Origin of the sequence: Erythrobacter insulae (assembly GCF_007004095.1) — a bacterium.
Lineage (GTDB): Bacteria > Pseudomonadota > Alphaproteobacteria > Sphingomonadales > Sphingomonadaceae > Erythrobacter > Erythrobacter insulae.
This window is the reverse complement of sequence record NZ_VHJK01000001.1, coordinates 2,436,714-2,459,122: the sequence shown is the minus strand read 5'-3', so window position 1 is coordinate 2,459,122 and position 22,409 is coordinate 2,436,714. Positions and strand designations below refer to the sequence as shown.

At 55.7% G+C, this 22,409-nt stretch carries 28 protein-coding genes and 1 tRNA gene; 7 read left to right on the top strand and 22 right to left on the bottom strand.

What is annotated here, in order from left to right:
* Nucleotides 1-111 precede the first annotated feature (111 nt).
* From FGU71_RS11520 to FGU71_RS11500, 5 genes are read right to left on the bottom strand one after another with little or no spacing between them, the layout of a single operon-like run.
* Nucleotides 112-870, bottom strand: coding sequence for an alpha/beta fold hydrolase (locus FGU71_RS11520; RefSeq protein WP_142788700.1), 759 nt, complete (start codon nucleotides 868-870; stop codon nucleotides 112-114).
* A 4-nt stretch (nucleotides 871-874) separates the two neighbouring features.
* Nucleotides 875-1,357, bottom strand: a complete 483-nt coding sequence (locus FGU71_RS11515) for a GFA family protein (RefSeq protein ID WP_142788699.1) — start codon at nucleotides 1,355-1,357, stop codon at nucleotides 875-877.
* Nucleotides 1,321-1,971: a 2-hydroxychromene-2-carboxylate isomerase gene (locus FGU71_RS11510; RefSeq protein WP_142788698.1), complete on the bottom strand. Its 651-nt coding sequence runs from the start codon at nucleotides 1,969-1,971 to the stop codon at nucleotides 1,321-1,323. The genes FGU71_RS11515 and FGU71_RS11510 overlap by 37 nt, the downstream gene beginning before the upstream one ends.
* 34 nt (nucleotides 1,972-2,005) lie before the next feature.
* Nucleotides 2,006-2,548, bottom strand: coding sequence for an aspartate-semialdehyde dehydrogenase (locus FGU71_RS11505; RefSeq protein WP_142788697.1), 543 nt, complete (start codon nucleotides 2,546-2,548; stop codon nucleotides 2,006-2,008).
* Nucleotides 2,549-2,553: 5 nt separating this feature from the next.
* Nucleotides 2,554-3,579 (bottom strand): aspartate-semialdehyde dehydrogenase, encoded by a 1,026-nt coding sequence (locus tag FGU71_RS11500; RefSeq protein ID WP_142788696.1) that lies wholly within the window; start codon nucleotides 3,577-3,579, stop codon nucleotides 2,554-2,556.
* Nucleotides 3,580-3,650: 71 nt separating this feature from the next.
* Between FGU71_RS11500 and FGU71_RS11495 the strand changes: the two genes are divergently transcribed.
* Complete coding sequence (locus FGU71_RS11495; protein WP_142788695.1) at nucleotides 3,651-4,517, top strand: alpha/beta fold hydrolase; 867 nt, start codon at nucleotides 3,651-3,653, stop codon at nucleotides 4,515-4,517.
* On the opposite strand, the gene FGU71_RS11490 is transcribed toward FGU71_RS11495, so the two are convergent.
* The 11 genes from FGU71_RS11490 to FGU71_RS11440 form a co-directional block, all read right to left on the bottom strand.
* The gene (locus FGU71_RS11490) at nucleotides 4,518-6,752 is read right to left on the bottom strand and encodes a S9 family peptidase (protein WP_142788694.1); all 2,235 of its coding nucleotides are present in this window, start codon (nucleotides 6,750-6,752) and stop codon (nucleotides 4,518-4,520) included.
* Nucleotides 6,753-6,899: 147 nt separating this feature from the next.
* Complete coding sequence (gene rplS / locus FGU71_RS11485; RefSeq protein WP_142788693.1) at nucleotides 6,900-7,268, bottom strand: 50S ribosomal protein L19; 369 nt, start codon at nucleotides 7,266-7,268, stop codon at nucleotides 6,900-6,902.
* Entirely contained in the window at nucleotides 7,265-8,014 is a 750-nt protein-coding gene (gene trmD / locus FGU71_RS11480) for a tRNA (guanosine(37)-N1)-methyltransferase TrmD (protein WP_142789114.1), read from the bottom strand. Before trmD ends, rplS begins: the two co-directional genes overlap by 4 nt.
* Nucleotides 8,011-8,238, bottom strand: coding sequence for a hypothetical protein (locus tag FGU71_RS11475; RefSeq protein ID WP_142788692.1), 228 nt, complete (start codon nucleotides 8,236-8,238; stop codon nucleotides 8,011-8,013). Before FGU71_RS11475 ends, trmD begins: the two co-directional genes overlap by 4 nt.
* 86 nt (nucleotides 8,239-8,324) lie before the next feature.
* On the bottom strand, nucleotides 8,325-9,290 hold the full coding sequence (locus FGU71_RS11470) for a carbon-nitrogen hydrolase family protein (protein WP_142788691.1): 966 nt from the start codon (nucleotides 9,288-9,290) through the stop codon (nucleotides 8,325-8,327).
* The gene (locus FGU71_RS11465) at nucleotides 9,287-9,619 is read right to left on the bottom strand and encodes a hypothetical protein (protein ID WP_142788690.1); all 333 of its coding nucleotides are present in this window, start codon (nucleotides 9,617-9,619) and stop codon (nucleotides 9,287-9,289) included. Before FGU71_RS11465 ends, FGU71_RS11470 begins: the two co-directional genes overlap by 4 nt.
* A gap of 3 nt (nucleotides 9,620-9,622) precedes the next feature.
* Complete coding sequence (rimM, locus tag FGU71_RS11460; RefSeq protein ID WP_142788689.1) at nucleotides 9,623-10,153, bottom strand: ribosome maturation factor RimM; 531 nt, start codon at nucleotides 10,151-10,153, stop codon at nucleotides 9,623-9,625.
* Nucleotides 10,154-10,162: 9 nt separating this feature from the next.
* The gene (rpsP, locus tag FGU71_RS11455) at nucleotides 10,163-10,699 is read right to left on the bottom strand and encodes a 30S ribosomal protein S16 (RefSeq protein WP_142788688.1); all 537 of its coding nucleotides are present in this window, start codon (nucleotides 10,697-10,699) and stop codon (nucleotides 10,163-10,165) included.
* A gap of 51 nt (nucleotides 10,700-10,750) precedes the next feature.
* The gene (gene ffh, locus FGU71_RS11450; RefSeq protein WP_142788687.1) at nucleotides 10,751-12,208 is read right to left on the bottom strand and encodes a signal recognition particle protein; all 1,458 of its coding nucleotides are present in this window, start codon (nucleotides 12,206-12,208) and stop codon (nucleotides 10,751-10,753) included.
* Nucleotides 12,209-12,332: 124 nt separating this feature from the next.
* Nucleotides 12,333-12,408, bottom strand: a tRNA-Ala gene (locus FGU71_RS11445).
* A gap of 87 nt (nucleotides 12,409-12,495) precedes the next feature.
* The gene (locus FGU71_RS11440; protein WP_142788686.1) at nucleotides 12,496-12,837 is read right to left on the bottom strand and encodes a TIGR02300 family protein; all 342 of its coding nucleotides are present in this window, start codon (nucleotides 12,835-12,837) and stop codon (nucleotides 12,496-12,498) included.
* Nucleotides 12,838-13,005: 168 nt separating this feature from the next.
* On the opposite strand from FGU71_RS11440, the gene aroA reads away from it, so the two are divergent.
* From aroA to FGU71_RS11410, 6 genes are all read left to right on the top strand, one after another.
* A complete protein-coding gene (gene aroA, locus FGU71_RS11435) occupies nucleotides 13,006-14,325 on the top strand; it encodes a 3-phosphoshikimate 1-carboxyvinyltransferase (protein ID WP_142788685.1) in 1,320 nt (439 codons plus the stop codon).
* A complete protein-coding gene (locus FGU71_RS11430; protein WP_142788684.1) occupies nucleotides 14,325-14,594 on the top strand; it encodes a CBU_0592 family membrane protein in 270 nt (89 codons plus the stop codon). Before aroA ends, FGU71_RS11430 begins: the two co-directional genes overlap by 1 nt.
* Nucleotides 14,595-14,829: 235 nt before the next feature.
* On the top strand, nucleotides 14,830-15,450 hold the full coding sequence (locus FGU71_RS11425) for a (d)CMP kinase (protein ID WP_142788683.1): 621 nt from the start codon (nucleotides 14,830-14,832) through the stop codon (nucleotides 15,448-15,450).
* A 227-nt stretch (nucleotides 15,451-15,677) separates the two neighbouring features.
* Complete coding sequence (gene rpsA / locus FGU71_RS11420) at nucleotides 15,678-17,387, top strand: 30S ribosomal protein S1 (protein ID WP_142788682.1); 1,710 nt, start codon at nucleotides 15,678-15,680, stop codon at nucleotides 17,385-17,387.
* Between the two features lie 91 nt (nucleotides 17,388-17,478).
* Complete coding sequence (gene gloB, locus FGU71_RS11415; protein ID WP_142788681.1) at nucleotides 17,479-18,234, top strand: hydroxyacylglutathione hydrolase; 756 nt, start codon at nucleotides 17,479-17,481, stop codon at nucleotides 18,232-18,234.
* A 3-nt stretch (nucleotides 18,235-18,237) separates the two neighbouring features.
* Entirely contained in the window at nucleotides 18,238-19,218 is a 981-nt protein-coding gene (locus FGU71_RS11410; RefSeq protein ID WP_142788680.1) for an NADPH:quinone oxidoreductase family protein, read from the top strand.
* A 72-nt stretch (nucleotides 19,219-19,290) separates the two neighbouring features.
* On the opposite strand, the gene FGU71_RS11405 is transcribed toward FGU71_RS11410, so the two are convergent.
* From FGU71_RS11405 to FGU71_RS11380, 6 genes are all read right to left on the bottom strand, one after another.
* Nucleotides 19,291-19,821, bottom strand: coding sequence for a F0F1 ATP synthase subunit B family protein (locus FGU71_RS11405; protein ID WP_142788679.1), 531 nt, complete (start codon nucleotides 19,819-19,821; stop codon nucleotides 19,291-19,293).
* Nucleotides 19,814-20,308 carry a F0F1 ATP synthase subunit B family protein gene (locus FGU71_RS11400; protein WP_142788678.1) on the bottom strand — a complete coding sequence of 165 codons (495 nt, stop codon included), beginning with the start codon at nucleotides 20,306-20,308 and terminating at the stop codon, nucleotides 19,814-19,816. Before FGU71_RS11400 ends, FGU71_RS11405 begins: the two co-directional genes overlap by 8 nt.
* 88 nt (nucleotides 20,309-20,396) lie before the next feature.
* On the bottom strand, nucleotides 20,397-20,624 hold the full coding sequence (locus tag FGU71_RS11395) for a F0F1 ATP synthase subunit C (RefSeq protein ID WP_027442220.1): 228 nt from the start codon (nucleotides 20,622-20,624) through the stop codon (nucleotides 20,397-20,399).
* Nucleotides 20,625-20,673: 49 nt separating this feature from the next.
* The gene (locus FGU71_RS11390) at nucleotides 20,674-21,465 is read right to left on the bottom strand and encodes a F0F1 ATP synthase subunit A (protein ID WP_185960282.1); all 792 of its coding nucleotides are present in this window, start codon (nucleotides 21,463-21,465) and stop codon (nucleotides 20,674-20,676) included.
* 45 nt (nucleotides 21,466-21,510) lie between these two features.
* Complete coding sequence (locus FGU71_RS11385; RefSeq protein WP_142788677.1) at nucleotides 21,511-21,846, bottom strand: AtpZ/AtpI family protein; 336 nt, start codon at nucleotides 21,844-21,846, stop codon at nucleotides 21,511-21,513.
* Between the two features lie 150 nt (nucleotides 21,847-21,996).
* Nucleotides 21,997-22,383 (bottom strand): YdbL family protein, encoded by a 387-nt coding sequence (locus tag FGU71_RS11380; protein ID WP_142788676.1) that lies wholly within the window; start codon nucleotides 22,381-22,383, stop codon nucleotides 21,997-21,999.
* Nucleotides 22,384-22,409: the final 26 nt, after the last annotated feature.

The following is a 22,409-nucleotide window of genomic DNA, read 5'->3' as shown; positions in this document are numbered from 1 at the left end:
CTCTTGAGACTGAAATGTGTTTGCCTGGATAACTGATTGAACCTGTGGGCAAGCTGAATCAAGCGTCGCCAGTCGAAAAACGCCTGACTTGAAACTAGCATTGCTCGTCCGTCACTCGGCTTGGAGATATTCGACGATAGCGGCGCCTAATTCGGGTTTGGTAGCACTATCAAGATGCCCCCCCGGTACGGTTTGATAGCGCGCATCAGGCAGCAGCCGCGCGAGCTCTTCTGCCGAGCCATTGTCCTGATCGTTTTCCCCGCAAAGGACCAGTGTCGGCACATGAATGTTCGAAAGCATTGCCGGATCGAGGTTTTCAAAAGCGTTCAGCAAAAGCCGGGCCGCAACGCGGTCAACACCTTGAGACTTCAGGAATTGCCGCGACAGATAGGCGGGATCGCCGCGCTCGATTGTGTCGAATTCGTCGATTACGCGCTTAAAGAATGCAGAGCGTTTCTCCCATTCTGCCAGGCCTGCAACGCCCATGCCGCACGCAACAAGTCGCCGCGGAGCGAGGACACCTGCAGCGCAGGCATGGATTGAAGTGCGCGCTCCCAATGAAAATCCGACGAGGTCATATTCATGATCGAAGACACCAAGGTGATCGATCAAGGCCGCGACATCGCGAACCAGGACCCCTGCCGGATATGCCGCCGGGTCGGTCGGGGATGCGCTGTCTCCGTGAACGCGGAAATCAAGCATAATGGCCTCAAAGCCCGCCTCGGCGAGCCGCGCCGCGTGTCCCCATTTGATCCAGTTCATATGCGAGCTGGAAAACAGTCCATGCAGCAATACGACAGGTTTGCCCTCACCTTCCCGATGGAGTGCGAGTTCGGTCCCGTCGAAAGTTTCAAAATATTCGGTTTTCATCCCGCTACGCTATCCCAACAAATTCGACCCACTCCTGATGGGAGCGCGGCTGCTGTTCCATTGTCTTCGCGCCTTCGTGAAGACCGATCCATGGTTGTTTACTCGCCACCCAAATATGGTGCTGAATGTCGAGATCGGTGCTATTATCGAGCGTCCCGCAGCGCAGGCTTGCCATGCCCTCGCGGTTGGCGTTCACGGCATAGATCCGCGCTTTGCATTTCGCACAGCCGTAAATCGTGGAATGCCCACCGCTTGGCATATCATACTCGCCAGCATCCAGCTCACCCGAGATATTCATATCTGAGATCGCAAAAAGCATGTGTTCGCTAAAGGCTGATCCGGTGCGGCTCTGGCAGTTACCGCAGTGGCAGGCATATGGTTTAAGCCGAAATCCTTCGCGCAAAGTATAACGCACTGCACCGCAAAGGCATTGGCCAGAGAGTTCGCCTTTCACCTCTTGACCAGACCTTTTTGCTCCATGCGCCATTTCGCCATTTCGATGCGGTCCTGCCCGAAAAACGGCTCACCATCGAACACAAGTGTTGGCACGCCCCAATGGCCCGCCGCCTCCAGCGCAGCCTGATTAGCGGCGATTTCATCATCGAGTGCCTTGGTGTCGGCCGCGACAACCGCCTCAAGGTCGGTCATTTTCAATCCCGCCCGCTCGGCAGCGTCAGCAAGGTGATCGCCTTCATCCCAGCCATCGACTTCGCCGGAAAAGATGACGCGGGATACTTCGTCGGCGAATTCAACGCCTTTGCCTGCTCGCTCTGCCGCCTGCCCCAACCTGCCCAATCGATAAATATACGGCTGATCCGCAGCGATCTCGCGCGTCGCGAGGTTCTGCACAATCGGATCCGGCCTTGGCCAGCGGAACGGGATACCCAACATTTGTGCGGATCGCATCGAATCCATCAGGATGTACCGCGGCACATTGGGATTGCCGGAAAACAAAAGCGCGGGATCACGAATGGCGATGGGCCAAACTGTCCGAAGCGCTATTTCCAGATCATAGTCAGCAATCATCGCGCGATAACGCCCAATCGCGAGATAGGAATATGGGGAACGGAAGCTGAAAAAGAGATCGGCTTTAAGTGTCATGGCAGCAGCCTAGCGCGCTCTTTTGGAAAAAGCGCTATCTAAAAAAGCACTGCGTTCCGGCATAAAACATCGATACGGCATCACCCTCAAAGAAACCGCCGATCCGGTCACCGAGCGCAAATTCCTCTCCCAGCGTGCTGTCTTCGATCATCACAAACCCATCAAGGGCTTCGATCTCAGTACGCAGAGTGCCAATGCGATAATCACCGTTCAGCGAGATATTGTCCGCGTCGCTGTCCCAGTTCCACCCGACAAGGCTGCCACCTTGAAAATTGACAGTCAGACCGCCGGGATAGCTGGCAAAGGCCATGGCGCCTGCGCCGCATTCGCCATTCTCACCCTTATCGCCGGGATCGCCCAGGGCTTGCTCAAGCGCGCCCTCGACTTCGTTCTGACCGGCGGCAAAATAAAACGATTCCGTGCCGGCAGTTATGCCGTCGCCTCGCAGAGCCACCTCATCAACCTCGACATAAGGCGTACTGGCCCGCAATTCTGATTGCGAGCTGGGCGGCGGGACATTGCCACTGTCGCAGGCAGCAACCGCCAGCATTGCAATTGAAAGAGCCCATATCCGCATCGCACTTATCCCTTTTTAAGGTGTCGCCGCCCAAGCAGCTCAGCAATTTGAACCGCGTTCAACGCCGCACCTTTACGAAGGTTATCGCTAACGCACCAAAGCGTGATACCGTTTTCGACCGTCGGATCTTCACGTACGCGGCTGACATAGGTGGCGCTGTCACCGGCGCATTCGACCGGCGTCACATAGCCCTCGTCCTCGCGCTTATCGACCAACATAATGCCGGGGGCCTCACGCAATATTTCCTGAGCTTTCTCAGCGGAAAGCTCATTTTCGAACTCTATATTGATCGCCTCGGCATGGCCGACAAAAACGGGCACACGGACGCAGGTAGCGTTCAGTTTGATTTTCGGATCAAGAATTTTCTTGGTCTCGACAACCATCTTCCATTCTTCCTTGGTCGAGCCATCATCGAGGAAGACATCGATATGCGGAATAACGTTAAACGCGATCTGCTTGGTAAAAGTGGAGGGTTCAACCGGATCGCCGACAAAGATTGCACGGCTTTGCTCAAACAGCTCGTCCATGCCTGATTTTCCCGCCCCTGAAACCGATTGATAGGTCGAGACAACAACGCGCTTGATTGTAGCAGCATCATGCAATGGCTTGAGCGCCACGACCAATTGAGCCGTCGAACAATTTGGATTGGCGATTATGTTGCGCTGTGCATATCCGTCAATCGCGTCAGGGTTCACCTCTGGCACGATCAGTGGCACGTCAGGGTCCATGCGGTAAAGCGACGAATTGTCGATGACTACACAGCCAGCTGCTGCGGCTTTGGGCGCATATTCCTTAGCCGGACCGCTACCTGCCGCGAACAAAGCGATATCCCAGCCAGCCCAGTCGAAATGCTCGATATTCTTACATTTCAGCATTTTGCCTGTGTCGCCGAACTCGACCTCACTGCCATGAGAACGGCCGCTGGCGACGGCTGCAATTTCCTCAATCGGAAATTCCCGCTCTGCAAGGATCATCATCATTTCGCGTCCGACATTGCCTGTCGCGCCGACGACTGCCACCCGATAACCCAATTCACATACTCCGTTTGAAACTATTGCAGGCCTCGCTGACGCCACTAGCGTGGATTGGCAAGGGGAAAGAGATGAAATTGGATACACAAAGATGGCGGTCGAATGCCAAGTATTTTGACTTTCAAGGCCATCAGATCGCCTATTGGACAGGCGGAAATCCGAATGCGCGGCCACTTTTGCTGGTCCATGGATTTCCGACATGCTCCTGGGATTGGGCTTTGGTTTGGAATTCGCTCAGCAGCGATCGCAATCTGATCGCATGCGACATGCTGGGCTTTGGTCTGTCTGACAAACCGCGCTCTGGGTACACGATCCACCGCCAGACGGATTTGCAGGAGGCACTGTTGGCTCATCTGGGCATCGACGAATTCGATGCGCTGGTGCACGATTACGGCGTATCTGTCGGCCAAGAATTACTGGCAAGGCAACACGATGGATCAGGAGCGCAAGGTTTTTCACGCGCAATCTTCCTCAATGGCGGAATTTTCCCTGATCAGCACCGCGCCCGGCCAATCCAGAAACTCGGTGTTTCGCGATTAGGTTTTTTGGTCGGCCTGCTTATGAGCCGTAAGAGTTTTGGAAGCAGCTTTTCCGAAGTGTTCGGTCCAGATACACGCCCGAGCGAAGCCGAGCTTGATGAATTTTGGGAATTTATCAGTCACAAGCGCGGCAACCGGATTACGCATAAGCTGCTGCACTATATCGCGGACCGTGTGACGCATAAGGCCCGCTGGGAAACGGCTTTGGTCAACGCACAAAGCAGAATCGGACTGATCAACGGCGCACTAGACCCGGTTTCGGGCAAGCATGCGTATGATAGGTGGTGCGCGACATTGCCAAATGCACGGCACCACCTGATCAAGAACGTCGGCCATTACCCGCAAGTTGAAGCACCTGATGAAGTGGCTGCCAAAGTGCTTGAGTGGCTCGCTGATTGATTATTCCGGAGGGGTAATGCCGTGACTTTCGAGGAAGCGAAAGATTGTATTCCAAAGATGCGGCGAGATATTCTCTCCAGCGACGCGGTGCGTGTAGCCGGGATAGAGCATCATTTCGAAGGGAACATTGCCCTCTTGTAGTACACTGATCAATTCCGATGAGTTTTCGAACACCACATTATCATCGGCCATGCCATGAATCAGCAGCATTGGATCGCTGATCTTGGTCGCATCGGGAATGGCGCTCGCTTTGTCATAGGCTTCCGGCACTTTGCGCGGATCGCCCATAAATCGCTCGGTGTAGTGGGTGTCATACAGCTCCCATTTGGTGACCGGTGCGCCAGAGATGCCCGCTGCATAAAGGCCTGGATCGGCCTGAAGCTGTTTCAGCGTCATATATCCGCCATAGGACCAGCCATACAGCGCGATCTTGTCTCCATCGACGTAATCGAGCGTCTTGAGGAATTCCGCACCGACTTTCTGGTCGCGTACTTCAACACCGCCCATCGCGCGATAAATCGGCTGCTCGAAATCGACTCCGCGATTGGCGGTGCCGCGATTGTCGAGAGCAAAGTAGATGTAGCCTTTGTCGACCACAGCCTGCGCCAGCGCCCCGCCCCAGCCCTTGTCCACAACCTGCGGACCGGGACCGGAATAATGGTAATAGAACACGGGATACTGCTTGCCCGCCGCCATTTCCGGTTTGAGCATCATGTAATGCAAGTCCGTCCCGTCTTCAGCCTTGACCGTGCCATACTCTGGCGCGGTGTGGCCGGCGAGATACGGGGTGTAGGGATGGTCGGCATCAAGAGCGTTTTCCTCAACCCAGGTGAGCCGCTTACCGTCTGTATCGGCAAGATAACTTTGCGCCGGCTGATCGGTCTTCGATCGCGTGACGTAAAGCGTACGGCCCTTGCTATCCATGCTGGCAGAATTCGTGAAGGTCGCGTCTGTCAGCAAAGTCGGGCGCGTTTCCCCGTCAAGGTAAGTGCGGTAAATTTGCTGTGTCAGCACGTCATCCGTGCGCTGGAAAAACAGCTCACGCTTTTCCTCGTTCACACCAACTAGCGAGGTCGCCGGAGAAGACCCACTGGTCAGCTGCGTCCAGTCACTCCCGTTAAATCGGTAGAAATGTCCAAATCCGTCGCGCTCTGACCACCACAGCAGGCTGCCATCTTTCAGGAAACGATAATTATCGCTGAGGTTGATCCAGTAATCCTCGCGTGCGGATTTCTCTGTAAACCAGATCTCGCTTTCGCCCGTAGCCGGATCGACCTTTAGCATATCGAGAACAGTTTGCTCGCGGTTCTGGCGCTGAACATACAAATAATCGTCCGGCCCCCAATTCACGCGCGCAACATAGATGTCTGGGTCAGAGCCCAGATCAACTTTCACGCGGTTCTGACCGTCGGGATCCATCAAGAACAAGTCGACAATCGCATTGTCGCTGCCCGCAACCGGATAGCGTTGATCGAACACCTTTGTGCCTTTCGCTCCGATGGCTGCACGTGTGACGATACCTACCGGGCTTTCATCGGTTCGCTGAACCGCCAAGCGGGTGTCATTGCGATCCCACCAATACCCAGTCAGACGGCCCATTTCTTCCTGAGCAACAAATTCGGCCTCACCCCAGCGGATAGTGTCCGCTTCCTTGGGTGTGATCGGTGCCGCTTCAGAACCGATTTCGCCAACCCAAAGCTGACGATCACGGACAAAAGATACAAATCCGCCACGCGGAGACAATTTCGGATTAAGTTCGCTTTCCTCGGTATCGGTCAAACGCCGAACGTTAGCTTCATTCTGGCCGTCGAGCTTTGCAAAATACAGATCGCCGTCCAACGGCACGAGGACGCCAGATCCGTCGCTTGCCCATTGGTAGCTGATGATGCCTTTAAGGTTTCCGACCCGCGCGCGCTCGCGCTGCATCTTTTCATCTTCGGACAGCTCTCTGCCCGATCCCAACGCCTCGCTATCGACAAGCATAGTCCACTCGCCCGTCGAGACATCAAAGCCCCAGAGATCGTATCGTTCAAGATCATCGCTGCGGTTCCGCAGCAGAGTGAGATACCGGCCATCAGGCGAAAGTTTCGCCTGGCGCGGCGATGTTCCGTTGAGTGAGGGTGAGGCAAAAACCCGTTCAAACGAAAGCTCCTGTGCCTTCGTCATCGCGTGATCATCCGCGAGAGCGGGTGCAGAAACGAGCACAGCGGCAGCAGCAAGCAACGATAAACGCATTTCAAGGATAGCCCCTTTTTGAATTGTTTCATTGCCACACCCCCTCGCAACGCAGCCGGAAATTTGCAAGCCTTGAGCTGGAGTGCCCGAAACGAGAAAGGGCGGCCCGCAATGGACCGCCCTTGGAAATTTACTATGTGTTGAGCCTTACGCTTTTGGAGCGTTATCCCGACGTTCGGCGATACGCGCACGCTTACCGGTGCGGCCACGCAGGTAATACAGTTTCGCACGGCGCACGACACCGCGGCGCACAACTGTAATGCTGTCAACGATCGGAGCATAGATTGGGAAAACGCGCTCTACGCCTTCGCCAAAGCTCATTTTACGGACGGTGAAGTTGCTGTTGATGCTCCGGTTGGAACGGGCGATGCATACGCCTTCGAACATCTGGACACGCTCACGCGTGCCTTCCTTCACCTTCACGCCAACGCGAACAGTGTCGCCGGCGCGGAATTCTGGAATATCTTTGCCAGCTTTGGCAATTTCTTCAGCTTCGATTTGCTGGATCAGGTTCACTGGTCCGTATCCTTATTTTTTCGCCGCGCGCCAGAGGCAGACTGAACCCGAGCGCCCTCATAGCGCTCCCAAAGATCCGGCCTGCGTAACCTAGTGTCGGTTTCAGACTGTAGCTTTCGCCAAGCGTCAACCTTCGCATGATCCCCAGATCGCAGCACTTCGGGGATCGTGCGCCCTTCCCATTCTTGAGGTCGGGTATATTGCGGATATTCGAGAAGCCCGTCTTCGAAGCTTTCCTCGGTCCCGCTAGAAGTCGCGCCCATTACGCCGGGAAGCAGCCGAATGCAAGCATCAAGTATGGCAATCGCCGCCGTTTCACCGCCGGAAAGCACGATGTCGGCGAGGCTGACCTGCTCGATCTGAGGGCGGGCTTCGAACAGGCGTTCGTCGAAGCCTTCAAACCGTCCGCAAAGCAGCGTTAATCCAGGGCCGGCAGCGATTTCTCGAATGCGTTCCTGAGTGATCGGTTTGCCGCGCGGTGTCATGGCAAGAATGGGGGCGTTCGGTTGGCGCTCAATTGCATGATCGACCGCGCGCCCCAGAACATCGCACTTAAGCACCATCCCTGCCCCGCCGCCCGACGGAGGGGAATCGACGTTCTTGTGCTTGTCTAAGGCAAAATCGCGCATCTGGATCGTGTCGCAAGACCAATCACCGCGCGCGAGCGCCTTACCCGCGAGCGATTGGCCAAGCTGGCCGGGGAACATCTCAGGGTAGAGGGTGAGGATTTGCGCGGCGAAGGTCATTTCGCGCGCCAGACCGCAAAGCCAGCCATCGCAAAGCACAAAAGCCATGTTATGATGAACAAGGGATACCCGTAGACTAGCATAACCATCGGCCCCATGTAATCGCTCGTATCCCCGCGTGAGTCACGCAAAGCGACTTCGATAGCCTCCCAAATCCAGAGATAGCCAACCGAAGCGATGACACCGGCAAGACCGGCCAAAAATACCCTTAAGGCACTTGGCATTGCCGTAGCGCGGCTTGCAAGGAGGTGCCCTGCGAAGAAAGCTGTGAGCAAAGCGATTGGGAAAGGTGAAAGAAACAGGACAAGGCTCATGCCTCGTGCCCCGCATTCCAATTCACCCCATCCTTCGCCCGGATATCGACATTAAGCTCAAACACATCGGGCCGCGAATAATGACCGTCGGTGTCGAGGCTCGCCAGTCCCTGTCCTATCATTGACAGATCCAACTCAGCGTGAAGGATTTCCTCGCCCCCACCGGCTTGCGCGATCACCCCCGCATCTGGCGCGATAATCATGGAGCCGCCTCGGTTCAGTTGCTCGCCTCCAATAGCGTTGAACAGAGCGAGCGCATCGTCATTTCCGCCAACCCGCTCAAGCCCGTCGAACAGATCATCGTGGTGCTGCACCAATCCTGCGGCGAGCACAAAGCACCGACCCTCCATCGCGTAGTGCCGCGAAGCCAGCGCATATTCCTCGCGCACGGTCGGCCATGCGGCCACATGCAGCGTCTCGCCCAGATTGTGCATCGCCGCACGCGCCAAGGGCATCCAGTGCTCCCAACAGATGAGATTGCCCGCATTGCCCCATTCGGCCTGATGCACGCCCAGCGTCGAGCCATCACCGCGCATCCAGATCAGGCGCTCGCCATGGGTCGGCACCAGCTTGCGGTGGTCGAGCGGTGCCCCTCCGGGGCGGAACAGCAGTTGGTTGTTGTAAAGGCTCTGCCGCACCCGCTCATGCGCGCCGATGGAGATGCAAGCGCCGCTTTCGTCGGACAGTTCTTGCAAGGGTAGCAGCCGCTCGTCATTCGGCACAATCGCCTGTTCCAGCATGATCGCGTGGAGCGCCTTGGTCCCCGGATGATCCCACAATCCTGCACCCGGCGCTTCGTCAAGCCAGAGCGGATAACCACCCAGAAACGTCTCGCCAAAGGCCACAAACTGCGCGCCGCCCTCGATAGCCTCGCGCGCAAGCCGCGTCGCTTTTTCGATACCGCCAGCAAAATCGAGCGGAATAGGTGCAGCCTGACAAATGGCGACTTGCAGTGAAGTCATTCGAAGTCTTTCGCGGGATCTAGATTTCCACGCGCAGCTTCCCGCCGTTTGCAGAACCAGTAGGTAACTGGGAAACCGACAATGCCAGCAAGCATTAGGCTTCCGATGATGAGAGCCATCAGTAAAATAAATGTCTCGGCTTGCCAATCGCCTTCGATCAGCAAAACAGCAATCGGCAGCAGCATCGGAATGAATGCGCCGCCCAGTGAAGCGATCAGCGCTCGCCTTTGCCACATCATCTTTGGTGCTTGAGTATCGAGGATGAGAGCTAGTCCGAGGGAAAATCCCGCGATTAGCAACAAGCCAAAAATTAGCGATCCAGAAATCATGATTTAATCGTTGGCGAAATCTGCGTTGATCACAAGCTTTGTGTCGTCCCACTCGAGAACCGCATCTCTGGTCATAGGCACCATAAAGGTCTTGGTGCCTTTGGCAGGCGGCGGCTCTTTGCGAATTTCGACAATATCGGTCGCGCCGAAATTTTCGACGGCAATTACCTCGCCCAATGCATCACCTGCATCGGTGACAGCGGCGAGGCCGATCAGATCGGCGTGGTAATACTCGCCGTCTTCCAGCGCAGGCAAAGCGTCTTGCGACACGGTGATCACCGTCCCTCGCATCTTTTCCGCATCGTTGCGTGTCGAGCATTCGGCGAACCGCGCCACCGCGCCGCCTTTATTGTCCGAGCGCACTTTCTTGAGCGTCAGGACCGCGCCTGTATCGCGGACGATGAATGATTTGTGCGCGGACAGCGCCTCGACGCCCTCCCCAAACAATTTGAGGCGAACCTCACCCGAAATACCATGCGCGCCGGAGATCGCGGCAAGTTCCACGGTCCGGCGCGCATCGTCTTTATCGGTCATAAGAAAGGCTTACTCGGCCTTGTCTTCAGCAGCCGCTTCAGCGGGTGCATCTTCGGTTGGTGCTTCGTCAGCGGCACCTTCAACAGCGGCTTCTTCTGCTGGGGTCGCTTCTTCAGTTGCCGGAGCTTCTTCAGCAGGAGTTTCTTCCGCTGGAGCGGCGGCCGCTGCCTTGGCTTCTTCCTCGGCGGCCTTCTTGGCTTCTTCAGCTTCTTTCAGCTTTTCAGCTTTTTCTTCGGCGCGCTCAACCGCCTTTTCACCAGGCTTGCCCTTGTTCGGGTTGTTGCGTGCTTCACGCTCCAAGATGCCCGCTGCGTCCAGAAAGCGCAGAACACGGTCAGATGGCTTTGCCCCAACACCAAGCCAGTATTTCGCACGATCTTCATTCAGCTTGACGCGGTTCTCATCATCCTTCGCGAGCAGCGGGTTGTAGGTGCCGATCTGCTCAAGATACTTGCCGTCACGTGGGGCACGCTCGTCTGACACGACGATGCGATAGTAAGGACGCTTTTTTGCGCCACCGCGCGAAAGCCGGATTGCTACTGCCATTTGAAATTACCTTTCGAGTTTAAATCACTGTATTTGAATTGTTTGTTAGAATTATTTCTTAGTACCGGGACCGCCGAGCCCGGGTAGTCCGCCGGGCATTCCGCCTGGGCCACCAAGGCCGCCCATACCGCCCATACCTCCGCCGGGGCCGCCCATTCCGGGCATACCGCCACCGCCAAACATCGCCGCGAGACCTTTCAGACCGCCCATTTTCTTGATTTGCTTCATCGCACGGCCCATTTCCTGATGCATTTTCAGCAGCTTGTTAACCGTCTGAACATCGGTCCCGCTACCGGCCGCCACGCGTTTTTTACGCTTTGCATTCATCACGCCGGGATGCGCGCGTTCTTTGGCAGTCATCGAACCGATGATCGCATCCATGTGGACCAGCACTTTGTCATCCATGTTGGATGCTTCCATCGCAGCCTTTGCTTTTTTCATGCCCGGCATCATGCCTGCCAGCATCCCGAGACCGCCCATGTTCTGCATCTGCTTCAACTGCATACGCAAATCGTTGAGGTCGAACTTGCCCTTCTCAAAATTCCTGGCGAGCTGTTCAGCTTCCTCTTCTTTGATGGAGGCAGCCGCTTTTTCGACCAGACTGATAACATCGCCCATGCCCAATATGCGATCGGCAACGGATCCGGGACGGAACGCTTCAATCGCGTCAAGTTTTTCGCCGGTGCCAGCGAATTTGATGGGTTTGCCAGTTACGGCGCGCATCGACAGCGCCGCGCCGCCGCGCGCATCGCCATCCATGCGGGTCAGCACGACGCCGGTTAAAGGAACTTCATTGGTGAAGCTTTGTGCGACATTCACCGCATCCTGACCCGTCAGGCTGTCAACAACCAGCAAGACTTCGGTCGGTGCTGAAACCTGCGAGACTGCTTTCATCTCGGCCATCAGGGCTTCATCGACGTGCAGACGTCCTGCGGTATCCAGCAGCAGAACGTCGAAATTCTGGAGCTTGGCGGATTCCATTGCACGCCGGGCAATATCAACCGGTTGCTGGCCGGAAACAATCGGGAGGGTCGAAACATCGACCTGCTTACCGAGCACTTCCAGTTGTTCCTGCGCCGCAGGACGGTTCACATCGAGTGATGCCATCATGGCTTTTTTGCCATGCTTTTCGCGCAGCATTTTGCCAAGTTTGGCGGTAGTCGTTGTTTTACCCGAGCCCTGCAGGCCAACGAGCATAATAACTACGGGCGGCTTGGCGTCGAGCGTAATGCCTTCAACTTCGGCACCGCCAAGCATTTCGACCAGCTCGTCATGAACAATCTTGACGACTTGCTGGCCCGGTTTGACTGATTTCAGAACTTCCTGACCAACAGCCTTTTCCGTCACGGCATCGATGAAACGCCGTGCGACAGGCAGCGCTACATCGGCTTCGAGCAAGGCGATTCTGACTTCGCGCATAGCATCGCGAACGTCCTGCTCCTTAAGCGAGCCGCGGCCTTTGAGTTTGTCAAAGACACCACCTAAGCGGTCGGACAGATTGTCAAACATCGTCTTCAACTCCTCGCCGATCATAACAATCAGCTCTAAACGCGAAAAACGCCGGCGGACGAAACCTCGTCAGCCAGCGCGCGGAGTTCTTTATCAAAGAAGTCCGGCTTAAATCTTGTTTGACTGGTGGAGCCTAGCGGGATCGAACCGCTGACCTCAACACTGCCAGTGTTGCGCTCTCCCAGCTGAGCTAAGGCCCCGTTCCAGTCAATTTGCACGCTTCCATATGGATGCAGCGTGCGGGAAGCGGCCAATATAAGGCCAACTTCCCGTTTGCAACAGCAAAATCAGTTTTCGACGTCGTCTTCGTCGCCTTTGCCCTTGGACACGCCAAGATCATCGTCGCCGCCGAGATCCACATCGTTATCTGGCGAATCTTCTTCGTCGTCGATGTTTTCGATGTCTTTCAGCTCATCATCTTCATCATCGCCGGAGAGATCGCTATCGGCTTCGCCATCCTTCTTTTTGTCATTATCGAACGGGATCGGCTGTTTTGATTTGAGAACGGGCTCAGGAGACCATTCCTCGCCACACTCAATACAGGTTACCGGCTCATCATTACCGAGGTCATAAAAGCGTTCCCCGCATTTGGGGCAGGAACGCTTGGTTCCCCATTCTGGCTTGGCCATTCTCACACAATCCTTAGTCTTGCCCGGATTATCGCCGGGCGCATAATGTCTGTTTTGTTTTGGAACCGAAAAGTTCCGGAATCAAGATAGCGGCGCGCCTTGCCAGAAGCGTGGGTCACTGTCAAAGCAGCGCGTCTTAAACGATGATCTAATCACGGACGAACACAATTGCCAGCCCACACGTTTCAAACTTCCAGGCCACTACGCGGGACCATCCGCGTACCGGGCGATAAATCGATAAGTCATCGCGCCTTGATGTTCTCATCTCTGGCAATCGGTGAAAGCACGATCCATGGCTTGCTCGAAGGCGAAGATGTCCTCGCCACTGCCGCTGCCATGCGACAGCTTGGAGCGGATATCGAGCGCACGGGAGAGGGAGACTGGCGTGTAAATGGCGCGGGTCTGGGCAGTCTGCTTGAGCCCAAGAATGCTTTGGACATGGGTAATTCCGGCACATCCACCCGGCTTCTTATGGGATTATTGGCCAGCCACGGTTTTGCTTCGACTTTCATCGGAGACGCCAGCCTTTCTGGCCGTCCGATGAAGCGTGTCATTGATCCATTAGGCCAAATGGGCGCAAGTTTCGAAGCGTCCACAGGTGGGACCTTACCCCTCATGATGCGCGGTGCCTCGCCTGCGGTTCCAATAACCTATCGCCTTCCTGTCGCCAGCGCGCAGGTCAAAAGTGCGGTCTTGCTCGCAGGGCTGAACACTCCGGGTATCACCCGAGTGATCGAACCGGTTGAGACGCGCGACCATACGGAGCGGATGCTTACAGGCTTTGGCGCAACGCTTGAAATCGGCGAGCACAATGGCGAGCGCTTGATCGCGATCCACGGAGAGGCCGAGCTCAAGCCACAAAATGTAATTGTGCCAGGTGATCCATCGTCGGCCGCGTTCTTCATGGTTGCCGCCCTACTTGTCCCGGGCAGCGATATCGTGATTGAAAACGTCGGAATGAACCGCACGCGCGCAGGGATTGTTTCCGCACTGCGACAAATGGGCGGTAGCATCGAGGAGGTAAATGCGCGCGAGGTCGGCGGCGAACCGGTTGCAGACCTTCACGTGAAGCATTCACCGCTCCAGGGAGTGGATATCGATCCTGCGATTGTCCCCAGCATGGTTGATGAATTTCCCGTCCTGTTCGTAGCGGCGGCATTGGCGCAAGGCACAACCCGTACGACTGGCCTGGACGAGCTGCGTGTCAAAGAAAGCGATCGAATTGCGGCTATGGCCGCCGCGCTAAATCTGGCCGGTGCCGACGTTGAAGAGCACGAAGACGGGCTCACTATTCAGGGCACCGGCGGAGAGCCCCTTAAGGGGACACCAAAGAATGCATTGGTCAAAACAAGTCTGGATCACCGTATTGCCATGAGCATGGCGGTTGCCGGCTTAGTCAGCCGGGACGGAGTGAGCGTTGACGACATCACTCCTATCGCTACCAGCTTTCCGACTTTCATGAATCTTTTGGAAGGGGCCGCGGCCTAATGGAAGGCTTGGACTGGGCAAGCTATATCGGGTTTATTGGCACCGCATGCATTATCGGCGCTTATGCATATTTGACCTATGTTGAGCAGCCAAACCCATTCATTCTTCACAGCACCAATCTGATGGGCGCCGCATTGCTCACTGTCTCGTTAATTGTGCACACAAACTGGCCAAGCCTTGTGCTTGAAGGGTTCTGGGCGGCAATCGCGATCTTTGGCCTACGTAAAGCGTTACGCGCATCGCGGCGACGCAAAACCGAACAAGCATGATCCGTACTGGTTTGAGTCTAGGACGAACACCCGTAATGAGGCGGCGTGTTGCAGCGACAATTTTGATCGGAACCGCTGTGATCGTTACTATGGTTCGCAATCAGGGCGCTACGAATTGGCTAGAGTTAGCCGCCAACATATCAGCCGCACTGATCGCGCTGGTATTTCTCCATTTCCGTTGGCGCGGTAAAGAAAAACAACAGGTCACCCCGAACCAGGCCAAGGACATTTTTTCATGATCATCGCTGTCGACGGCCCAACAGCATCCGGTAAAGGCACAATCGCAAAGCAGTTGGCCTCACATTTCGATATACCGCATTTAGACACAGGTTTGCTGTACCGCGCTGTGGGTCATCAGGTCATCCTTAACGGCGGTGACCCCGACAATGAGCGCGATGCAGTGGCCGCCTGCGATTTTCCCGCAGCGTTGCTTGATGATGCGGTTTTGAGATCTGAAACGACCGGTAGCCTAGCGAGCCGGGTTTCAGTGCACCCCGCTGTCCGCCAGGCGCTGTTTGATCGTCAGCGCTCCTTTGCAACTCAATCCAATGGCGCGGTTTTGGATGGGCGGGACATCGGGACTATCATTGCACCCGATGCTGACGTGAAGTTATTCATCACCGCCAGCGTTCAGGAACGAGCGCGGCGGCGTTGGCTGGAAATGACCGACCGGGGAATCGAAGTGCAATTGACCGAGGTCGAGGCGGACATTGCGAAACGCGATGCCCGCGACATCAATCGCTCGGACGCTCCATTGAAAGCTGCAGTCGATGCATTTGTCATCGACACTACCAGTTTTAATCGCGAAGAAGCGTTTGAAACAGTGCTGGAAACGGTGCAAACCGCCCTCGCCTGAACTGCGGCTTCACCCCGAAAACGCTTGCGTTTGCGGCCTTATTGGCATAGACGCGCGCACGTTGCTGACGTCGGAACGATTGTCAGAACCTTTGCGGCGGCATCCGGCCTCGCAGAGACATTCGGCCCTCTTGCCCTGTTAGCCCAAGCAATCGTGCGTGGGAGACAGTTTAAGACCCCGGAAAAACCGGTGGCCGGTAGCAAAACGTAGACAGGATTTTTTCCTTTATGGCGACTTCGCCCAACCCAACGCGCGACGATTTTGAAGCGCTCCTTAACGAACAACTCGGCGGTGCCGGAGACGGCGGCTTTGAAGGCCGCGTCGTAAAAGGCACCGTAACCTCAATCGAAGCCGGAATGGCTGTGATTGACGTAGGCCTCAAATCCGAAGGCCGCGTAAACCTCAAAGAATTTGCACGCGGTGAAGAAGATCACGGCCTGGAAGTCGGCAGCGAAGTCGAAGTCTATGTCGATCGCGTCGAAAACGCTGATGGCGAAGCCATGCTCAGCCGTGACCGCGCTCGCCGCGAAGCTGCTTGGGACAAGCTTGAAAATGAATTTGGCGAAGGCAAGCGTGTCGAAGGCCGCATCTTTGGCCGCGTTAAAGGTGGCTTCACAGTCGACCTTGACGGCGCCGTTGCCTTCCTTCCCGGCTCGCAGGTCGATATCCGCCCCGTTCGCGACGTTACGCCGCTTATGGACATGCCACAGCCTTTTCAGATCCTCAAAATGGATCGTCGCCGCGGCAACATCGTTGTTTCGCGCCGCGCCGTTCTCGAAGAAACGCGTGCCGAACAGCGCAGTGAACTGATCAGCGATCTGGCCGAAGGTCAGGTTATTGACGGTGTTGTGAAGAACATCACCGATTACGGTGCATTTGTGGATCTGGGCGGCATCGACGGCCTGCTCCACGTAACCGACATGAGCTACAAGCGGGTCAACCACCCGAGCGAGATCATCGAAATCGGTCAGACCGTCACAGTTCAGATCGTGCGCATTAACGCCGATACACAGCGTATCAGCCTAGGCATGAAACAGCTTGAAAGTGATCCATGGGACGGCGTCGCAGCCAAATACCCAATGGGCGCAAAGCTTTCCGGCACTGTCACGAACATCACCGAATACGGCGCATTCGTCGAACTGGAACCGGGCATCGAAGGCCTTGTCCATGTTTCGGAAATGAGCTGGACCAAGAAGAACGTTCACCCTGGCAAAATCGTATCGACTTCGCAGGAAGTCGAAGTGCTGGTCCTCGAAGTCGACAGCGAAAAGCGTCGTATTTCGCTCGGTCTCAAGCAGGCTCAACGCAATCCATGGGACGAATTTGCCGAGAAGTTCCCAGTCGGCGCCGAAGTCACGGGCGAAGTCAAGAACGCTACCGAATTCGGCCTGTTCATCGGCCTCGATGGCGATGTCGATGGCATGGTCCACATGTCGGATATCGCATGGGGTATCTCGGGCGAGGACGCATTGGCGCTTCACCGCAAAGGTGAAGAAGTCAAAGCTGTCGTTCTTGATGTCGATGTTGAAAAAGAACGCATCAGCCTCGGTATGAAGCAGCTTGAGAAAGGCGCACCGACAGAAGCCGGCGCAGCCGCAGCAGGTTCGCTTCGTAAGAACCAGATCGTTACTGTATCGATCCTCGAAGTGCGCGATGGCGGCCTTGAAGTTCAGGTTGGCGACGATGGCGCAACAGGCTTTATCAAACGTTCGGACCTCGGCCGTGATCGTGACGAACAACGTCCAGATCGCTTCCAGGTTGGCGGAAAAGTCGATGCAATGGTTATCGGTTTCGACCGTTCCAAAAAACCAAACTTCTCGATCAAGGCGCGTCAAATCGCTGAAGAGAAAGAAGCCGTGCAGCAGTTCGGTTCATCCGACAGCGGCGCATCGCTTGGCGATATCTTGGGCGAAGCTCTCAAGAAATCAGACGACTAAAACCGAATCTCCTTTGTTGGATACGAAAGGCCCGATTGCTGAAAAGCAGTCGGGCCTTTTTTATTGCGTAAAGTAATCTACACTGCGGCACATGCTAACAGTTCATCAATTCCCATGCCTGTCCGACAATTACGGATTTCTCCTGCACGATCCAGTCAGCGGCGAAACCGCTGCAATCGATACGCCCGATGCGAAAGAATATCTGCGTCAGGCCGATACCAAAGGGTGGACGATAACCCAAATCTGGAACACGCATTGGCACCCCGATCACGCTGGCGGAAACGCTGAGATTGTGGCTGCCACAGGCGCCAAAGTCATCGCACCGGACGAGGTGACAAAACTCTCTCCGATCGACACAAAAGTGGCTCACGGCGACACAGTTTCGCTGGGCGCGGTTACAGCAGACGTCATCGACGTCTCCGGCCACACCAATGGCCACATTGCCTTCCATATCCCTAAAGCCGGAATTGCTTTTGTCGGCGATAGCGTTTTTGCGCTTGGATGCGGACGCATGTTCGAAGGCACCGCACCGCAATTCTGGGCAAGCCTTGAGCGCGTAAAGGCTCTGCCTCCGGCCACAATCCTATATTGCGCACACGAATACACCGCAGCAAATGCGAAATTCGCTCTGCACGCAGACCCTGATAACTCTGCGCTTCGATCCTACGTTGACGAAATCACGGCCAAACGTGAGCGGAAAGAACCCACTGTCCCGACGCAGCTTCACCGTGAGCTTGCCACCAATCCATTCCTAAGGGCTGATGATCCTGCCCTGATGGCAAAGTGGGGCGGCGAAAAGCCACACGAAACCTTCGCCGCTCTGCGTGCTGCCAAGGACAATTTCTAGGCCATGCAGGCTCTCCGAGTGGAACACCTGTCGCGCGACTTGTCCGGGGTCAATTTGACTGATGTACCGGTCCCAGAGCGCCAGAGAGGTGAAGCACTCGTCAAAATTCGCGCTGCATCGCTGAACTACCCCGACCTGTTGATGACCTCAGAGGATTACCAGTTCAAGCCAGAGCCGCCTTTTACGGCGGGCATGGAACTGGCGGGTGAGGTGGTCGATGCGGATAGCGACAGCCCACTGAAGCCCGGCGATTTTGTAATGGGCGGTGCAAAGACAGGAGGATTCGCCGAATATGCAGCGTTTCCTACTGCGAGCCTCCGGCCAATGCCCAAAGGTGTAACCTTCGAAGTAGCCGCAGCGCTCGGAGCGGCTTACAATACAGCCTACACCGCTCTGGTGGAATTAGGCCAATTGCGTGCGGGCCAATGGGTCTTGATCCATGGATCAAGTGGCGGCGTGGGTATGGCAGCCGTTGATTTGGCAATGTCTCTGGGCGCCAAAGTCATTGCCGTAAGCGGCTCAGCTCATAAACTCGCGCGCATTCACAAATTGTATCGCCCCCACTCAATCGTGCTGGCAGAGGGCCAATTTCGCGAGCAAATTGCCGAAATAACGGGCGGTCTTTTGTGCGACCTTGTTTTTGACCCAGTTGGCGGTGACATTTTTGATGAAAGCACGCGCTGCGTCGCGTTTAACGGCAAACTGCTCGTTGTCGGCTTCGCCGGTGGGCGAATTGCCAGCATTCGCACGAACATCCCCCTCATCAAAGGGTTCTCAATTGTCGGCGTTAGAGCTGGCGAATATGCCAGACGCTTTCCTGATCGCGGTGCGCGGATCGCGGCTCACGTCTCGGATCTGGCTGCGAGTGGATCGATAAAGCCTGCAATCGACCGCATCTTACCGCTATCGGATTGGAAAACGGCATTCACTGCAATGGCTCAGCGGCAACTGACAGGAAAAGTTGTCATGCTGCCAGGTGCCTAGTAATTCAAACCGACACGCTACGCAGAAACGCTCTAAGCCACCCGCCATGAAAGACTGGGGCGGCGGCGAAAATCAGATGCCAGCGATCACTTCATCCGCGAGCTTACCGTCCGCCTCAGCGTCATGTTTATTCGCGATAATGTCACCAGCGGCAATCGCGGCTGCGCTGGCAGCACGATTCCGGACATCCCGAACGGCGTCACGCTCTGCCGATGCGATTTTTTCCTCGGCCATTTGCTTGCGACGCTTAACCATCGCTTCGCCATCTGACTTGGCCTTATCGAGAATTGCGACTGCTTCACGCTGGGCGCCTTCGATCATCTTCTCGGCATCTTGCTCAGCCGTTGTGATCTTGGATGCGTATTCATCGCGGAGAGTTTCTGCTTCTGCACGAAGGTTCTTTGCCTCGTCCAATTGCTGTTTAATCTCGGCAATCTTGGAATCGAGACCGCCCGTAATCAGACCGGGCACCTTCTTCCAAAGAAACACCCCGATGAGGACGAGCATCGCCAACGACACCCACTGATAATCCTGAACGCCAAACGCAGCAGGCACAGCCTTACCGTCATCTGCGGATGCAAGGATGGTGAGAATATCAGGCATTTGAAAGAGCCTTTTTAACTGCCGAACGCGCTGTACGCTTGTCCACTTTTTCGCCGGACAGGCGAACGACGATATCTTGCGTAGCCTCGGCTGCGACGCCCTCGATCTCAGCCAATGCGCTTACGCGAGCAGATTCGATCTCCGTCTCGGCATCGGCCAGTTTTGCGTCGATTTTGGTTTGCGCAGTCGCAAGCTTTTTTTCTGTCGCTTTCGCGGCTTTGGCTTTCGCCTCTGCAATCAATGCCTGCGCTGCGGCGCGGTTCTCGTTCTCACGGACCCGCCATGCTTCTTCTTGATCATCCGCTGCATCACGCGCGGCTTGAGCAGCCGCAAGATCATCAGCGATCTGATTATCGCGAAGTTCCACGGTGCCCATAACTTTAGGCACCATACCGCGTCCGATCACGAAAAAGGTGATTCCGAAAAAGATCAGAGTCCAGAATACCTGGCTCGACCAAAATTCGGCAAGTTGGGCTATCTGAGGCATGGGCCGGGTCCGAAGCTTGCTAGAATAAAAGAGATTGGCGGACTGGCTGGCGCACTTGCCAACCAGCCCGCAAATTCATGTAAGTCGTTTATGCGACGAAGATCAGGATCATCGCAACGACGAACGCCAGCAGGCCGAGAAGCTCGGCTGCGGCGAAGCCGATGAAGAGACGGCCCTGTTGACCATCGGCAGCACCAGGATTGCGCAGTGCGCTTTCGAGGAACGAACCGAAGACGTTACCAACGCCGATTGCTGCCATACCGGCACCGATTGCTGCAAGGCCTGCGCCTACGAGCTTGGCTGCTTCTGCTTCCATTATAAAAACTCCTTGAAAATCAAAACTGTGTGAATGGAAAAGGGTAAACTTAGTGAAGATGCTCCGCGTCGTTGATATACAACGAGGTCAACAGAGCGAAAACATATGCCTGAATGCCAGCAACCAGGATTTCGAGCGCGCTGATGGCGATCATCAAAGCGAAACTCGGCACGGCAACGATAACGCTGGTCATCGCGCCTGCATTGAGACCGTCAATCACGAAGCTTGAAAGAACCTTCAAGAGAACGTGACCCGCCATCATGGCTACGAACAAACGCAGCGCGAGGCTGAATGGGCGGATCAAGAACGAGAAGAACTCGATCAAGGCTATCGGCAGCACCATAGGTGCGGGCGTACCGTGCGGCACAAACAGGCTGAAAAACTTGATACCGTGCTTCCAGAAGCCGACGACCAGAACGATCGAGAAGCTGAGCACAGCAAGAACGCCGGTTACCGTGAAGTGGCTGGTGAACGTAAACGGGTGCAGACCGAGCACGCCAATTGGCATCAAACCCAACAGGTTTGCGAATAGGATGAACATGAAAAGGCTAAAGATGTAGGGCACATATTTGCGCCCTTCTTTGCCTACGTTTGCTTCCAGCATGTCATCGATGAAGCCTGTGAAGGTTTCAACCGCCATCTGCCAACGGCCCGGCACAAGCTCACGCTTCATGCCGCCCGCTACGAACACCCATAGAAGGACGACTGTAATAGCCATCCACCAAGAGGAGTTGGTAAACGCGATGTTGAAACCGTCAGCGAGCTCCCAATTTTCCGAGCCCCACCAGGGTTCGATAAGGAACTGCTTCATCGGATCGACTTTTGCCTGATCGGCTGCCACTTTTGGTCGGTCCCTATTAATTAACGCGGTAAAAAGCGCCCCGATTTACGATCCCGCTTCAGGGTCGTCAGGGCGCGTGTCTGCCGCTCGAATGATGTTTCTGAAGGCGACACCTATTCCGAGAAACAGGCCAACCAACAGTCCCCAGGGCAAGGTTCCGACCAGCGCATCAAACGCCCAGCCAATCACCATGCCTCCGAAAATCCCACCTAATAAATCCGCCAGTACCCGGTTGCCGCTGCGATAATTCGCATCAGCCCCTTTGACCTTTGGCTTGGTACGCTCTTCTTCTCGCTCGTTTGCGGCTTTTAACCGCGCTTCGAGCGCATCGATCCGCGCATCCTCGGCTATGGGTTCTCGTGCGGGCTTTTCTTCGCTCATGCTAGCTTCCTGTTTGGGGCAACCAGGCACATGCTCAAAAGTGCCCGCCGAGGGCGCCGCTCCCTTAGAAGGGGGGCAATTTCAAGTCAACAGTAGCAATGGTGTATTTGTCGCACAAATGCTTGCGAAGGTCCGCTTGTGCCGCCGTCCTTATGGGCAGCGTGGATCACGCAGCGGCGCAGCATCAGTGCGCGTTTGCCATGTTCCATCAGGGGCCTGATACTTTTCACCAGGGGCTGTTCGCGCAATCGCCTGACACCCAGCGGTCAACGCATAGGCTTCCAGAGTGGCTTTGTTTTCCTGTGACTTGCGTGAATACACAGCGCGCCGTTTGATGTTGATATCATTCACCAGATCGCGAAGTTGCGGGGTCGCATCGCCCACGATGCCAAGATAGCCATCGGGTTTCTCACCAATCTGGCCGGAGGCGCGTGCTGCAGCGTAGGCTGGATCTCTCTGCGCCTGCGCGGGCAGCGCGGTTGCGATTGCTGCGAGACCGGCCGCTGCGGCCAGAACATATTTGCGAATTGTCGTCATTCTAACTCAACCTCTCAAACAGAACG